The sequence below is a fragment of the Aetokthonos hydrillicola CCALA 1050 genome (assembly GCF_017591665.1).
Taxonomy (GTDB): domain Bacteria; phylum Cyanobacteriota; class Cyanobacteriia; order Cyanobacteriales; family Nostocaceae; genus Aetokthonos; species Aetokthonos hydrillicola.
In genome coordinates, this window is sequence record NZ_JAAKGC010000062.1 from 1 (window position 1) to 14,110 (window position 14,110).

Below are 14,110 nucleotides of genomic sequence, written 5' to 3' on the forward strand. Positions count from 1 at the left end.
ACATACTCGAAACACACGAAACAGTCGAAATAAGCGTTCAACTGCACATGATATCAAACTAGTCGACTGTGTTGTTATCCACGAGTTTAAAAGAATTCAAAATAATAGTCAAAATACCTAAAATCTTATCAACAGGAGGTAAAGGATACTCTACCAAATCTATAAAAACTTCCTTCTTTTTAAGAGAGAGAAATCTCCATAAAGTACCCGTAGTTACTACTCCATAAATCGCATTTATATTACTTGATTCATTAAATATCTGTGCAGCAACCATTTCAGCAATACATTGACCCAATCCTGTTTTTAAATCACCTTTCTTTGCTTCCACTATTACTAAGACAGGTTCCTCAATTTCTGATTGTACTGGACTACCTCCTACTAAAAAATCACAAACTCCATTTAAACCAAGACTTGGATCTACATCAAAACTTTCTCCTGAAAATAAACTAATTTTTCTTTGAAAGTTTCTGCGCAGTTCTACTAATATAGGGCTGATTAATAATTCTGAACGTGCTTTTTCAGTGCCTGTAGCGATCGCTAAAGGTAAATTCTCAGTTAAAATCTCTGATAGCAGATGACTTGGTTGAATAGGCGGAGCTTCTTGCAAAAAGAATAGCCCTTGTTCGATTATTTCTAAATTAAAAGCTTTTGTTGCTTTGTTAACTGTTGTAAAATCACTATAAGCCATAGATTTTTTCAACAAAAGTTCAGGAGGAGTACACCAGAGTTGAGTAATGCGATCGCGCTTTCGTGTCCCACGAATCTCTTTCTGACTGTAAGTTTCTATTAATTTCTTCTACACTTCTACCAACAGGACGCTGCTCGTGGATTTCTTCAAGAAGGTGCAAAATCGATTGCCCTTTTAGAGTAGATTTTTGCTCTGGTAGCAGGACAATCACCTCAATGGTTTGTCCCACAGAAGTTAATGTAGCATGCGCAGGCAGATTAATTTCAATCTTGTTGCCCGGTAAAATTTTTGTCTCAATCCGTAACGCTGATTGCATCAGATCTTCTCCTGTTTTAATTGCCCTACATCTGTCAATCATGACGCATATTTTTCTTGGGTGTCGTCCGCTAACCCCTATTTTTGACTAGGACAAGGAGAAGCCGTTGGTTGAGATGATGGGGTAGCATGGTTTGCATTAGCCACAAAATAGATTTGACCATCAGGTGTTTGTACTATCCCTTGTGCTTCCACGATTGAAGGAATAATCTCGTTTTTATTTTTCTTCCTTATTAAAAGCTTCCCATCCCATCCGCACAAGTGAAAATACTGGATTCCCACAGATCCACCTGAAGAAAAGCCAGTATTTTCACTGTACTCATTTAGAGTAATCGTTTGAGACTATAAATCAGACTATTTTCCTCTTCGCGTGGTATTTTCTAAAAAAGTACCACGCTTTCACAATCATCTCTACTACGCTGACTATTCTAAAGTTGTGAAAACTACGATCACCATAGTAGTATTACTGAACTTTGAATTTTAATTGGTTTTTGTACTTTAGGAACGAAAAGCTCAGCTGTATAATGACTTAACCCAGTACCATTCTTGAGTTAAACCTTCCTTGAGAGAAATTTGCGGCGCATAACCTAAAATCTCTCGTGCTTTGGATACATCGGCAGCAGTGTGTCGAGCATCTCCCATAGCTTTGTCAATATAGTTCCTTTTTATTGGTTGCCCAACAATTTCTTCCATTGTATCCAAAACTTGTGTTAAAACTGTCCTGCTGCCGCCACCTATATTGAAGATTTCGCCTACAGCTTGTGGTGTCCTAGCTGCTGCTAAATTCCCTGCTACTACGTCACTAACAAACGTAAAGTCCCTCGTTTGCAGACCATCACCATAGATTGGAATCCCTTCATCTTGTAAAACCGATTTAAAAAACTTATGAAATGCCATATCTGGTCGCTGTCTTGGACCATAAACGCTAAAATAGCGCAACGACACAAAAGGCACTCCAAAGTTTTTGTAATACAACAAACACAACTGTTCGGCTGCGAGTTTGGTGATGCCATAAGGAGAAACAGGCTTGGGACAAATATTTTCATGAGTTGGTAAGGTTTCAGCGTCACCGTATACGCTCGATGTAGAGGCAAATACGAACCTTTTGAGGTGTTTAGCTTCCTTTGCTGCTTCCAGCACAACTTGTGTAGCGTTAATATTATGTTCTGTGTAAGCGTGGAAACCTTTTCCCCAACTGGCGCGCACTCCTGCTTGTGCTGCCTGATGGTAAACGACTTCAACTGAAGTGAGTAGTTTATGCCAATCTAAAAACCGAACATCCCCTTCAATGAGTTCAAAGTTTGGTAATGGGTGCAGGTGTGCTATGTTCTTGCGCTTTAAAATGGGATCGTAATAATCGGTGAAGTCATCAATTCCGATAACTTGGTTTCCCTCCTTCAACAACGTTTCTACAAGATGAGAACCAATAAACCCTGCGGCTCCGGTAACGATAATTTTACTCATGATTTCTAATTTTTTTATTATTTTAAGCTCAAAACTCAAAGGTTAATCTTTACAATCGGGTATCCGCTAATACTTTACAATTACTTTTTAACAATAATTTTCTTAACTAAAAAGAATGGAAAATACCGATCAATAAAAAAACAATTATAATATTCGGGTGCTTATACTGAACAAATAAAATGTATTTTATACTTTTCAACAACTAGAAATCTTAAACCAGACACTCCTTCCGAAACCCTATTCTTACTGCTCCCCCTGCTCCCTCTGCCCATTGCCCCATGCCCCATGCCCCATGCCCATTGCCCCATCCCCCAAAAAATATGCTATTCTCGCTTCGCAATGACTCATGAGCAAACAAGTGAAAGTTTTAGTTGTAGGTAATGGTGGGCGAGAACACGCCTTAGTGTGGAAATTATTGGAATCAAAACAAATTGCGCAAGTCGTGTGTGTACCTGGAAATGGAGGTACAGCAAGCATGGACAAGTGCGACAATTTACGGTTGACAATTGATGATTTTAATGGTATTGCCGAATTTGCTCAAGCAGAGGGTGTAAATCTTGTGGTAGTGGGACCAGAAGTACCATTGGCAAAAGGAATCACAGACTATCTCCAAAGCAAAAATATCATGGTTTTTGGTCCCACCAAAGCAGGAGCCCAAATTGAGGCAAGTAAAGCATGGTCAAAAGCCTTGATGCAAGAAGCGGGAATTCCTACAGCGCAAGCGGCGGTGTTTAATGACGCGTCTTCAGCAAAATCTTATGTGAAAGCTCAGGGATCACCAATTGTTGTTAAGGCTGATGGTTTGGCGGCTGGGAAGGGTGTAACGGTTGCTGAAACGGTGGCTGAGGCGCACGCAGCAATTGATGCTATTTTTGAAGGTCAATTTGGCAGCGCAGGGAAGTTTGTTGTTATTGAAGAATATTTGACTGGTCAAGAGGTTTCTGTTTTAGCTTTGTGCGACGGGTTAACAGTTCGTTCTTTGTTACCAGCTCAGGATCATAAGCGGATTGGTGAGGGCGATACGGGGGAAAATACTGGTGGAATGGGCGCTTATGCTCCAGCACCCATTGCTACACCTGCTATTATGGAGAGAGTTCAAAAAGAAGTTTTGGAAAGAGCGATCGCCACTTTAAAAGCAAAAGGTATTGACTACCGGGGTATACTCTACGCTGGGTTAATGATTAGCCCATCAGGAGATTTCAAAGTTTTGGAATTTAACTGTCGCTTCGGAGATCCCGAAACACAAGTCATTCTACCTTTGTTAGAAACACCTCTAGAAGAGTTAATGTTGGCTTGTGTAGAGCAGCGTTTAGGAGAAATGCCACCCATTGCTTGGAAAAGGGGAGTAGCGGCTACTGTTGTGGCTGCTGCTGGGGGTTATCCAAGAGAATATGAGAAAGGAAAGGTGATCACTGGAATTAAGCAGGCAGAAGCCTTGGGGGCTATTGTATTTCAGGCGGGAACCAAGTTGAACCAAGAAAAAGTCGTAACAGATGGGGGTCGAGTATTAAGCGTGACTGGGGTTGGAGAAAATTTTGAAGAAGCGAAAGCGAGTGCCTATGCTGGGATAAGATGTATTCAATTTGAGGGAATGTATTATCGTCGAGATATCGGTCATCGGGTGAGGCATGTGGGACATGGTTCGTGATTCTTTTTCACAACCAAGAGTTAACAATTTGGTACACTAGATACTTTCACTTAAAGTTGTATTTAAGGCGAACGACCACCGCTACGGCAACTTTTTACTAAAATGCTGGCTCTTTTAAAAACAATTCGAGAAGTAATCGCAAACTGGTGGTCGGAGTTTACCCTCCAGACCAAACTTTTGGCTGTCGCAACTTTAGTGGTATCGTTGGTGATGAGTGGATTGACATTCTGGGCAGTCAATACAATCCAACAGGATGCACGTCTAAATGACACCCGCTTTGGTCGTGATCTAGGATTATTGCTTGCCGGTAATGTTGCTCCCTTAATTGCTGACCAAAATCTCAAAGAAGTTGCTCAGTTTTCTCAGCGCTTTTATAGCAGCACATCAAGCGTGCGCTATATGCTTTATGCCGATGAAAAGGGGAATATTTTTTACGGTATTCCTTTTTGGGAGCCAGAGGTGGAAACCTCCCTCACCATAGAGCGGAGGATAGAACTACCAGATGATTATGCTGCTGATGCAGACAAGCCAATGGTACGACAACACCGAACCCCTGATGGAGAAGTCACTGATGTATTTGTTCCTTTAACTAGTAATAACAAATACCTGGGGGTTTTGGCGATCGGCATTAATCCCAACCCAACAGCCGTCATTTCTACAAATTTCACCCGTGACGTTACTATTGCCGTATTTATCACAATTTGGGTAATGGTGATTTTGGCAGGGGTGATTAACGCTTTGACCATTACCAAACCAATTAAAGAATTGCTGGTTGGCGTCAAGCAAATTGCTGCAGGAAATTTTAAGCAGCGAATTGACTTACCCCTAGGAGGTGAACTAGGAGAGTTAATTCTCAACTTTAATGAAATGGCAGAGCGCTTGGAGCGTTACGAAGAACAAAATATTGAAGAACTAACAGCAGAAAAAGCCAAGTTAGAAACTCTTGTTTCTACCATTGCTGATGGTGCAGTGCTTATAGATAATAACATGCAGGTGATTTTGGTCAATCCAACAGCGCGGCGAATTTTCGGCTGGGAGGGGGTTGATTTAAATGGGAATGTTTTGCATCTATTACCACCAACAGTGCAAATGGAAATCACCCGTTCTTTGTACGAAATGGCTGCGGGAGAAAGTGAAAGCGCTGAATTTCGTATTCACCTGAATCAACCCACTAAACGAACTATTCGCATTCTGTTGACGACTGTTCTCAATCAGCAACGAGAGAGCATTAAAGGGGTTGCGCTCACGGTGCAGGATATCACTCGTGAAGTAGAACTGAACGAGGCTAAAAGCCAATTTATCAGTAATGTTTCCCACGAACTACGTACTCCGCTATTTAATATAAAATCTTTTATCGAAACTTTACATGAGTACGGTGAAGATCTCGGTAGCGAGAAGAGACAGGAATTTCTCGCTACTGTGAATCATGAAACTGATAGGCTTACGCGTTTAGTTAACGACGTGTTGGATTTGTCAAAATTGGAATCTGGTCGCAATTATAATTTTGATGGTGTGGATTTAGCACAGGCGATCGATCAAACGTTGCGGACTTATCAACTGAATGCTAGAGATAAAGGGATTGAACTTATTCGAGATGTTAGTCGAGATTTGCCGCTTGTTGTAGGTCATTATGATTTATTGCTGCAAGTATTGGGTAATTTAGTGGGTAATGCCCTTAAATTTACACAAGCGGGAGGAAAAGTTGCACTGCGCGCCTACCAGTTAGAAGCGAAGGCTAAGGAAGGCAATAATCGCCCACCTCAAGTACGAGTTGAAATATCCGATACTGGAATTGGCATTGCTCCCGAAGATCAACAAGCCATTTTTGATCGCTTCTTTCGGGTAGAAAACCGAGTCCACACTCTCGAAGGTACAGGCTTAGGACTATCGATAGTGAGAAATATCATTGAAAAACATCATAGTCAAGTTCATCTCGTGAGTGAAGTCAGTGTTGGTACAACTTTTTGGTTTGACTTGACTGTGTTTGATCAGGAATGTTAACAGTTATCAGTGAACAGTAAACAGTTATCAACGAAAAAGGTCTATGGTGCGGTGTTAATAGATAACTGCTGCTCTTTCTGATAACTGATAACTGATAACTGTTGACTGACACCCTACTATGTTGTTGACAAAGCTATAAGTAAACAAACTAATAATAAAGCCAATAATAACAGTAAAGTTTGATTGCGTCTGATCCAGTTTTGTAGAGTTGAACTAAAGCTAGTGGCGTAACGCCGTTGTTCATACTCTAACTTGCTCTGTTCGATATTTTGGTAGAGGGTACACTCTTTAGCGTAGGGACGTTGCGGAAAGTTGCAGGTATCATCAAGGTGGTAGGTGCAACTGTCGCAGAGATACTCATCTCCTTTAGCACGATGTAGGGGGATACCAGGATGTCCGAACGCCTTCAACTCTGTACGACAATACGGACAGGTTACAGCCTGAGCGTTAACGAGTTGATGGCAGCGGGGGCAGGTTGCAGTGTCCAAAGCTTGAAATGAAATAAGTCACTTTTCTTATTTTAACTGTCCGATAAACTATTCACAGATTTCTTTGCTTAACTCTTAAGAAAGAGATTTTATAGCCTTTGTAAGTATGATTTCAAAAAATATAACGAGATGTTATGCAAAAAAAGTACATATGATCTATTCTGATGTTGTGGCAAAAAAATGGCTTTGAGATCCTGCACTATAAAACTCCGCAGTCTCTATGCCTATACGAAAGTAAAAGTGAAATTACTGAAAATACTTCATGCGTCGAGACTCAATATTTTACAAACTGTTTCAACAATCGCCTTCACTACTGTTTGAACTCTTGACAGAGCGTCCAGAAAATGCTAATGATTACCGATTTGATTGCGTAGCTGTCAAAGAACCGAAATTTGAGATTGACGGGGTATTTCTACCACCAGAAAACGAAGGAGCAGGAGTAGTCTATTTCTGCGAGGTTCAATTTCAGAAAGATCAACAGCTTTATGAAAGGGTATTTGCTGAGTCCTCATTATATTTCTATCGGAACCGGGCAAGATTTAGCGATTGGCAAGCAGTAATAATTTACCCAACGCGCAGTATCGAACAAAGCGATATTCATCCTCATCGAAGCTTACTCAATGGAGATCAACTGCATCGGGTCTATTTGGATGAATTGGGGGATATTCGCCAATTGCCTTTATGGGTGGCACTGATGGTGCTAACTACTGTAGAAGAAAGCAAAGCACCAGAAGAAGCAAGGTATTTGTTAAGCAGAACCCGTCAAGAAGTACCATCCAGCTCCAGTCGAGGCATAATAGAGATATTGACGGCAATCATGGTGTACAAATTTCAAGGATTGAGCCGAGCAGAGGTAGAGTCTATGCTAGGGATAACATTACAGGAAACACGAGTTTACCGAGAGATTAAGGAAGAAGGAAGAGAAGAAGGACGACAGTTAGAGGCAGCTCAACTAATTATTAGACAGATAAGTAAGCGGATTGGGCAAAAACTTTCCGAGGAAATGCAAGAGCAAATTTCTGGTTTACCATTGTCTGTGCTCGAAGACTTGAGCGAAGCACTGTTAGATTTTACTACCTTGGCTGATTTACAGGCTTGGCTGGAGGATAAGCATTAAGATTTATGTAGTGTCAAATGCGCTTTGGCAAGGAGACTAAATATTTCTTTGTTCTCACATCTTTACACAATTGAGTCCAGCAGATGTATAGTTTATGGTAGACATAACACAGATAACACTACAACAAACGCGAATTTACCAGGAGATTAAGGAAGAAGGATTTCAAGAAGGACGACAGTTAGAGGCAGCTAAACTAATTATTAGACAAATGAATAAGCTGATTGATCAACAACTTTCTGAGGAAATGCAACAGCGAATTTCTGGGTTACCGTTGTCTGTGCTCGAAGACTTGAGCGATGCACTCTTAGATTTTACGACTTTAGCTGATTTGCAGGCTTGGCTGGAGGATAAGCATTAAGATTTATGTAGTGTCAAACGCCCTTTAGCAAGGGGGCTAAATATTTCCGTATGCTGACATTCCTCTTGACTAAACCGCATTAAGCGATAGGTTTAGCTCTGGAGACTAAAAAAAAATTACCAAATAATAGTTACTAATCCCGATGCAGTAATATTTTGGTCGCAAGTTAATAATGCGACCTTGTCTCCTCGACTTTCTATAAAAAGTGCGGTTGCAACGATTTGTCTATCATGCATTTCTGTAATTTGAGACAAAGTAATAGTTCTTGCTATTACACTCGTGTCTAATGGATAGATAACCGCACGAGGGTCTGTTGTTATTACTTTAAGTAAGGTATCAGCAGAAGGGATTGATGTTCGTCCCCGTTCAACAATCCAAACAGCCTCAGATAGTGCGGTAGCAGGTATTATTAATTCACTGGTGGGTGCGGAAAGAATATTTTTTGCATCACTTCCTAATTTGAGATTACCTTCTAAAAACCAGATAAGTGCGTGGGTATCAACAACATACTTCATAAGGTTCTATGACCAATCTAAGCAGTCATCAATATCACCATGAAATTCTACAGTTTTCAAATCTTCCTCTGTTGATTGATTATTATCAGCGAACATGCCAAAATACATTTTTTTAGGAGTTACTTCCGGCGATTTTGCTTCTAAAAACGTGACAATTACCGGGCTTTCCACAATACCTGACGGCACTTCTGATAGCATTACTTTACCCTCCTTGTAAACACCTTCGACTGTCTTCAACATGACAATTAACCTCGCATTTCTCGATTTGCTGTAATGATATGGGAATACTATATATATTATCGTTTTGATAAATTAAATGGTTAGACGAAATTAAATTCCTGGGTTGAGAACTCTACACCCTTGACTTTGTATCAAACATCCACATAAATCTTTAATTCGAGTTACATTCCCCCGTACTTTTCTAATTTTGCCAAATTTTTCTTAGCAAACACCCGCACTTGTTCATCTGGATCATTCTCTGCTTTGTCGCGTAATAGTGGTAAAGTTTGGGGATAGTGAGAATAATGCTTGATAATTGCCTTAAGTGCTACCCGCCGAGGATTATCTTGCCTGTATTCCTCACACCTAAACGGATCTTTGATAGCGCAGTTGTAGAAGATATCAAACGTTGCAGGGTCATCTTTGAAACCCTGTGCTAATTCTTGCACTGCTGCATATCGCACAAACCTGTCGTCATCGTCAGTAGCGCGAGATTTCAAGATAGTGAGGGTGTCGGGGTCATTTTTGAAGCTCCGTGCTAATTCTTGCACTGCTGCTCTTCGCACAACCCAGTCATCATCGTCAGTAGCGCGAGATTTCAAGATAGTGAGGGTGTCGGGGTCATTTTTGAACCCCCGTGCTAATTCTTGTACTGCTGCTGTTCGCACATCTGAGTCATCATCATCGGTGGTGCGAGATTTCAACCACCTGAGGGTGTCGGGGTCATTTTTGAAGCTCCGTGCTAATTCTTGCACTGCTGTACTTCGCACATCCCAGTTATCATCGTTGGTGGCACGAGATTTCAAGATAGTGAGGGTGTCGGGGTCATTTTTGAAGCTCCGTGCTAATTCTTGCACTGCTGCACTTCGCACAACCCAGTTATCATCGTCGGTGACGCGAGATTTCAACCACCTGAGGGTGTCGGGGTCATTTTTGAACCCCCGTGCTAATTCTTGCACTGCTGCATATCGCACACCAGGGTGAGTATCATCGGTAGTGCGAGATTTCAAGATAGTGAGCGTGTCGGGATCATCTTTGAAGCCTCGTGCTAATTCTTGCACTGCTGCTGTTCGCACATTCCGGTCATTATCGTCCGTAGCGCAAAATTTCAAGATGGTGACGGTGTCAGGGTCATCTTTGAAGCCCTGTGCTAATTCCCGCACTGCTGCGTATCGTACATCGCGGTTATATTCGTTGGTAGCATGAGATTTCAAAAAGGTGAGGGTGTCGGGGTCATCTTTGAAGCGCCGTGCTAATTCCTGCACTGCCACATATCGTACATCACGGTTATCATCGTTGGTAACGCGAGATTTCACAAAGGTGAGGGTGTCAGGGTCATCTTTGAAGCCCCGTGCTAATTCTTGCACTGCTGCATATCGCACATCCCAGTTATCATCGTCGGTAGCGAGAGATTTCAACCAACTGAGGGTATCGGGAGATTCTTGCCAACTTGTTGCAACTGCTGCAACGGCTTGGGTGCGAATTTCTTGAACTAACTTGGTTTCTTCGTCATCACGGTAAGGTTCGTAATAGTACCAAAGGTCATATTTAGTTAATTCTTTTAACCGGTTCAGTAATTTACTTGCTATTGACCCAATTACCGAACGGTTTCTCACTTCTGTAAGACACTTAGCTGCCAGAAAGATATTGCTAAATTTTTTCTCTTCCCCATTCTGCGCCATTAAGTTATCCAAAATTTCACCAACAAACTTGGCATCAATCATTCCTGCAATTAGGTGCAAAACCTCGTGCCAAGTTTCATCTTGCCAATGTTTGCCAAAAACTTCGCTTTTAAGGTAATCTAATGTAATTTTTTGTTCTTTCTCAAACTGCCAAACAAATTCCCAAGCACAGAAATATTCCAAGAACGTTCTATGTACGAAAGCATAGTAATCTGCACCTAAGAAACATAACATAAAATTGCGAGTTCGCATCTGATGAATCATCACTTTTGCTACGCTTCTTGGTTTCTCAAATTCTAAATCCTTTAGAGAATTGGTAAGAGTATTTTCTAAATCCACTGCACTGATCAAATTACCTGCTAAACCTTTTTCACTGGTTTGCATTTTGTAAGCGACTTGACGCAAAATCGCTTGTTTGTCTTTGTAATCAATAGTTTTTGGATCTAGTCGTTCATCTTCTATTAAAGCTCGTTCTACATCCCATTGATGGAGTAATACCCGCGACGCTTGGTTGTAAAGTTCTGGTCGATCTCTTGGCAATTCTTGGTGACGATTCAGAATCGCCATCATTGTTAATAGTAAAGGATTTCCTGCTAGTTCTACAATCGCTTTTGATGTTTCAATTGCTTTTTTTAAAAGTTCTTTTTTTCTATTTTTATCAGCTTGGGTTTGAAAAGTTAACTCATGCCAACGGTTAATAAAATCTTGAATTTGCTCTGGTTCTAAATCCTGTAGCATAAAGTGACGAAACTCAGCATCTCGTAATCGTTGCGGTTTATAACCAAATACACGAGAAGTCACGATGGTTTGTACGTTAGGGTACTCGTTAGTAAAGCGATGAATATCTGTGATGATATCTTCTCGCTTTGCTGGATCGAATACTTCATCTAAACCATCAAACATCACCAAAGCTTTACCATTTCTAAGCTTTTCATGCAGTTTATTCTGATTGAGGTGATGTACTACACCACTGCATTTATGGAAAAATTCCAGAAAATTATTGCACTCATTATTATCCCGTCTCCGCATGTAAGTGCGTAACTCAATCAACAAAGGGATTGGTAGAGAGATAACATTATTTAGTGGAGTTTCTGCCCAATTTAACGCCAGGTATTGCAATAAAGTGGACTTTCCGGAACCCGGATCACCTAAAATTACTATATATTTACAACGGACTTGGTCATTTACAATATCTAATACTGAACGTATTGGCTGTTCACGATAAGTTTGTCTGTAGCGCTCTAATTGTTCTAGTTCTATTTCTGCTTCTAGTTGGTTACTTTCTCGCAGTCTTCTTTGATGCTCTTTTGGTATTTCGTGAATTTGTGGTAATAATTCGTGGACTTCTCGCACATTTTGTGCTATAAACATTCGCCATAACTTCAATTCGTTATAGGCATAACCACTCGTATCTAAACTATCTAATTTAAGATTGCCGTATCGTTCTTTAATCGCTTGCTGATACTGTTCTAAGTCAAATTCTGGAATAATTCCTGCGGTTTCTCTGGTGTTGAGTGCAATATCGTCAAGGTTTTGGGAGTCACGTATATCTCGTAGCTTAGGTGATTCCTCAATAATTGCTTTAACCTTTTTAACATAGCGCTTGTCAAGCTGCTTCCAGTTAAATCCATCTGGTAGAGATAATAAGTCAAGTTCATACCATCTCTCTTCTAATTGCTTTGTGTTTAGATCTTGGCACTCAGGTTTAAAGGTGTTCGCGAGTATTTCTTTAACCCTCTTATCATTAAGAAATACTTTTAATGGCTGGATATACTCTTTGACCTTTTGATCTGGAAAATCAGCATCTTGTAATTCCTGCTCTACTAGGGACAAAAATTCTTTAAGTGCTTTGCCAAAAGCAATGTCAATTTCTTCTTTTTTTAGCCGCTGTAAACCCTGATGACCAATACCTTTAAACACATCCTTAAAGATATCTTTTAATACGTCTTTTCCTAAATCTTCGGCAAACTTTGCCATAACGGGCTGGAATAAAAACCCTACAGCACTACTGACTCCCCAAGCAGCTAAAAAGTCTACCATACTACATACGCCTGCCCAGCTTTTGACTACGATGAGTATAACAAAAGCTGTAGTACAGCAATGCAAAAGTAAACAAGATAAATGCGATCTGCGCTCCGCGCAGCAGCGAAGCTATCGCCAGGAGGGAGCGTAAAGGGCGATAGCTTCCCTGACTACAATAAACCCTACGAGCGAAGATATTTCCTGACTTGATACTTAGCTGAGAGCACAATTGGGTAAGCTTTCCCCATTGCTTGGGTAAACCGTTGTTCTATCGCTTGTCTTTCTAGTTTAGGTATGGCTTGCCACTGTTCCTCTGTTGCCCAGCGATTTATTAAAATGACTTCTGTATCATCATCAGGATTGATCCAGACTTCTTTCCCTAAGAATCCAGGATACTTGGCAAGGGCTGTTGTCCAAATTTCAGCATCTTTTTGGATATATTCTTCTCGTTGTTTGGGCGGGACTTTCACCTTCAGGAGTTCGATAACCACACCTTCTCCCTCTGCACGTTTGTCAGAATAGAGCTGTAATCTAGAATATTAACCCTTTCTAATATAAGTTGATTGACTAGATTTCAAAGCAAGGGTGGCTTGATTTAAAAAAGGTGATAGGAAAAATATATGGATAACAACAACTGGATGAAACAGTTATTAATGCTAGGTATCGGGACAACATCCTTAGTAGCAGATAAAATGCGGGAAGTCAGTGACGAATTAGTTAAGGATGGTAAGCTGAATCCTGAGCAAGCCAAGGCGGTGATGGACGATTTTGTTCAACAGATAAAGTCAGAGCAAGGAAACTGGGATGCACAAATGCAACGCCAACTGCGGAATATGATGCAGGAATTGGGTGTTCCTCGCCAGTCTGAAGTGGATGAACTACGTGGTAGAATTGACCGCTTAGAACGTCAGGTGCGCGATCTAGAAAATAAGCTTTGGCGCTAAAATCAGTGAACAGTAAACAGTTATCAGTGATCAAGGTGTATCGTGGGGTGATAACTGATAACTGATAACTGATAACTGAATAAAGGAGAACTGAATTTGAAAGCGATTTTACTAAGCATGGGTTTCATGCTACTGTGTGTTGTGGTTTTGGTAGTAGCACAAATCAGTGGTGGTAAACAAGAGTCCGCCGTTGCTAATGTGTTCACCGAAACTAGACCAGAGTCTATAACTGTAACGGAAAACAATACCCTAATTGCGAGCAAAAAAATGTCTAATGAGAATGTCGTTACTACGCCTTCTGGATTAAAGTATGTTGACATTAAGGAGGGCACTGGTGAGACTCCTCAATCTGGACAAACGGTTGAGGTTCACTACACCGGTACTCTAGAAAATGGGAAAAAGTTTGATAGTTCACGCGATCGCGGTACCCCCTTCCAATTCACTCTCGGCGCTGGACAAGTGATCAAAGGCTGGGACGAAGGACTAAGCACCATGAAAGTTGGTGGTCAACGTAAGTTAATCATTCCACCAGAGTTAGGCTACGGCGCTCGTGGTGCTGGCGGTGTGATTCCACCCAACGCCACATTGATTTTTGATGTAGAACTGTTGAAAGCTAGTTAATTTATTGGGGCATGGGGCATAGGGCATA

Annotated in this window: 15 protein-coding genes; 6 read left to right on the forward strand and 9 right to left on the reverse strand. The window is 41.0% G+C overall.

Features of this window, described 5'->3' with window-relative positions:
- Window positions 1-58: 58 nt before the first annotated feature.
- The 4 genes from G4P69_RS24970 to G4P69_RS24985 form a co-directional block, all read right to left on the reverse strand.
- The gene (locus tag G4P69_RS24970; protein ID WP_208340121.1) at window positions 59-688 is read right to left on the reverse strand and encodes a hypothetical protein; all 630 of its coding nucleotides are present in this window, start codon (window positions 686-688) and stop codon (window positions 59-61) included.
- Window positions 689-707: 19 nt separating this feature from the next.
- The gene (locus G4P69_RS24975; RefSeq protein ID WP_208340110.1) at window positions 708-1,004 is read right to left on the reverse strand and encodes a hypothetical protein; all 297 of its coding nucleotides are present in this window, start codon (window positions 1,002-1,004) and stop codon (window positions 708-710) included.
- Window positions 1,005-1,081: 77 nt separating this feature from the next.
- Window positions 1,082-1,285, reverse strand: a complete 204-nt coding sequence (locus G4P69_RS24980) for a hypothetical protein (protein WP_208340111.1) — start codon at window positions 1,283-1,285, stop codon at window positions 1,082-1,084.
- Window positions 1,286-1,516: 231 nt separating this feature from the next.
- The gene (locus G4P69_RS24985) at window positions 1,517-2,467 is read right to left on the reverse strand and encodes an NAD-dependent epimerase/dehydratase family protein (protein ID WP_208340112.1); all 951 of its coding nucleotides are present in this window, start codon (window positions 2,465-2,467) and stop codon (window positions 1,517-1,519) included.
- A gap of 358 nt (window positions 2,468-2,825) precedes the next feature.
- On the opposite strand from G4P69_RS24985, the gene purD reads away from it, so the two are divergent.
- Together purD and nblS are read left to right on the forward strand one after the other, a co-directional pair.
- Entirely contained in the window at window positions 2,826-4,115 is a 1,290-nt protein-coding gene (gene purD / locus G4P69_RS24990; RefSeq protein ID WP_208351987.1) for a phosphoribosylamine--glycine ligase, read from the forward strand.
- Window positions 4,116-4,217: 102 nt separating this feature from the next.
- Window positions 4,218-6,116, forward strand: a complete 1,899-nt coding sequence (nblS, locus tag G4P69_RS24995) for a two-component system sensor histidine kinase NblS (protein WP_208341125.1) — start codon at window positions 4,218-4,220, stop codon at window positions 6,114-6,116.
- Between the two features lie 116 nt (window positions 6,117-6,232).
- Here the strand turns inward: nblS and G4P69_RS25000 are convergent, their stop codons facing one another.
- Window positions 6,233-6,604, reverse strand: coding sequence for a zinc ribbon domain-containing protein (locus tag G4P69_RS25000; RefSeq protein ID WP_208341126.1), 372 nt, complete (start codon window positions 6,602-6,604; stop codon window positions 6,233-6,235).
- A 262-nt stretch (window positions 6,605-6,866) separates the two neighbouring features.
- Here G4P69_RS25000 and G4P69_RS25005 point away from each other — a divergent pair, with 262 nt between their 5' ends.
- A complete protein-coding gene (locus tag G4P69_RS25005; RefSeq protein ID WP_208341127.1) occupies window positions 6,867-7,721 on the forward strand; it encodes an Rpn family recombination-promoting nuclease/putative transposase in 855 nt (284 codons plus the stop codon).
- A 94-nt stretch (window positions 7,722-7,815) separates the two neighbouring features.
- Window positions 7,816-8,079, forward strand: a complete 264-nt coding sequence (locus G4P69_RS25010; RefSeq protein WP_208341128.1) for a DUF4351 domain-containing protein — start codon at window positions 7,816-7,818, stop codon at window positions 8,077-8,079.
- A gap of 116 nt (window positions 8,080-8,195) precedes the next feature.
- On the opposite strand, the gene G4P69_RS25015 is transcribed toward G4P69_RS25010, so the two are convergent.
- From G4P69_RS25015 to G4P69_RS25030, 4 genes are all read right to left on the reverse strand, one after another.
- A complete protein-coding gene (locus G4P69_RS25015) occupies window positions 8,196-8,594 on the reverse strand; it encodes a type II toxin-antitoxin system VapC family toxin (RefSeq protein ID WP_208341129.1) in 399 nt (132 codons plus the stop codon).
- A gap of 6 nt (window positions 8,595-8,600) precedes the next feature.
- On the reverse strand, window positions 8,601-8,834 hold the full coding sequence (locus tag G4P69_RS25020; RefSeq protein ID WP_208341130.1) for a hypothetical protein: 234 nt from the start codon (window positions 8,832-8,834) through the stop codon (window positions 8,601-8,603).
- A 161-nt stretch (window positions 8,835-8,995) separates the two neighbouring features.
- On the reverse strand, window positions 8,996-12,535 hold the full coding sequence (locus tag G4P69_RS25025) for a HEAT repeat domain-containing protein (protein WP_208341131.1): 3,540 nt from the start codon (window positions 12,533-12,535) through the stop codon (window positions 8,996-8,998).
- A gap of 164 nt (window positions 12,536-12,699) precedes the next feature.
- Window positions 12,700-13,008, reverse strand: coding sequence for a TIGR03792 family protein (locus tag G4P69_RS25030; protein ID WP_208341132.1), 309 nt, complete (start codon window positions 13,006-13,008; stop codon window positions 12,700-12,702).
- Between the two features lie 129 nt (window positions 13,009-13,137).
- Here G4P69_RS25030 and G4P69_RS25035 point away from each other — a divergent pair, with 129 nt between their 5' ends.
- Both G4P69_RS25035 and G4P69_RS25040 read left to right on the forward strand, forming a co-directional pair.
- Window positions 13,138-13,461 (forward strand): phasin family protein, encoded by a 324-nt coding sequence (locus tag G4P69_RS25035; RefSeq protein ID WP_208341133.1) that lies wholly within the window; start codon window positions 13,138-13,140, stop codon window positions 13,459-13,461.
- 96 nt (window positions 13,462-13,557) lie between these two features.
- A complete protein-coding gene (locus G4P69_RS25040) occupies window positions 13,558-14,082 on the forward strand; it encodes an FKBP-type peptidyl-prolyl cis-trans isomerase (protein ID WP_208341134.1) in 525 nt (174 codons plus the stop codon).
- The last annotated feature ends 28 nt before the right edge of the window (window positions 14,083-14,110 follow it).

Excerpts from the sequence above, each read along its gene's own strand:
- G4P69_RS24970 (WP_208340121.1), bottom strand. The coding sequence starts at position 688 with ATGGCTTATAGTGATTTTACAACAGTTAACAAAGCAACAAAAGCTTTT.
- G4P69_RS24975 (WP_208340110.1), bottom strand. The coding sequence starts at position 1,004 with ATGCAATCAGCGTTACGGATTGAGACAAAAATTTTACCGGGCAACAAG.
- G4P69_RS24985 (WP_208340112.1), bottom strand. The coding sequence starts at position 2,467 with ATGAGTAAAATTATCGTTACCGGAGCCGCAGGGTTTATTGGTTCTCAT.
- nblS (WP_208341125.1), top strand. The coding sequence starts at position 4,218 with ATGCTGGCTCTTTTAAAAACAATTCGAGAAGTAATCGCAAACTGGTGG.
- G4P69_RS25005 (WP_208341127.1), top strand. The coding sequence starts at position 6,867 with ATGCGTCGAGACTCAATATTTTACAAACTGTTTCAACAATCGCCTTCA.
- G4P69_RS25010 (WP_208341128.1), top strand. The coding sequence starts at position 7,816 with ATGGTAGACATAACACAGATAACACTACAACAAACGCGAATTTACCAG.
- G4P69_RS25015 (WP_208341129.1), bottom strand. The coding sequence starts at position 8,594 with ATGAAGTATGTTGTTGATACCCACGCACTTATCTGGTTTTTAGAAGGT.
- G4P69_RS25020 (WP_208341130.1), bottom strand. The coding sequence starts at position 8,834 with ATGTTGAAGACAGTCGAAGGTGTTTACAAGGAGGGTAAAGTAATGCTA.
- G4P69_RS25025 (WP_208341131.1), bottom strand. The coding sequence starts at position 12,535 with ATGGTAGACTTTTTAGCTGCTTGGGGAGTCAGTAGTGCTGTAGGGTTT.
- G4P69_RS25035 (WP_208341133.1), top strand. The coding sequence starts at position 13,138 with ATGGATAACAACAACTGGATGAAACAGTTATTAATGCTAGGTATCGGG.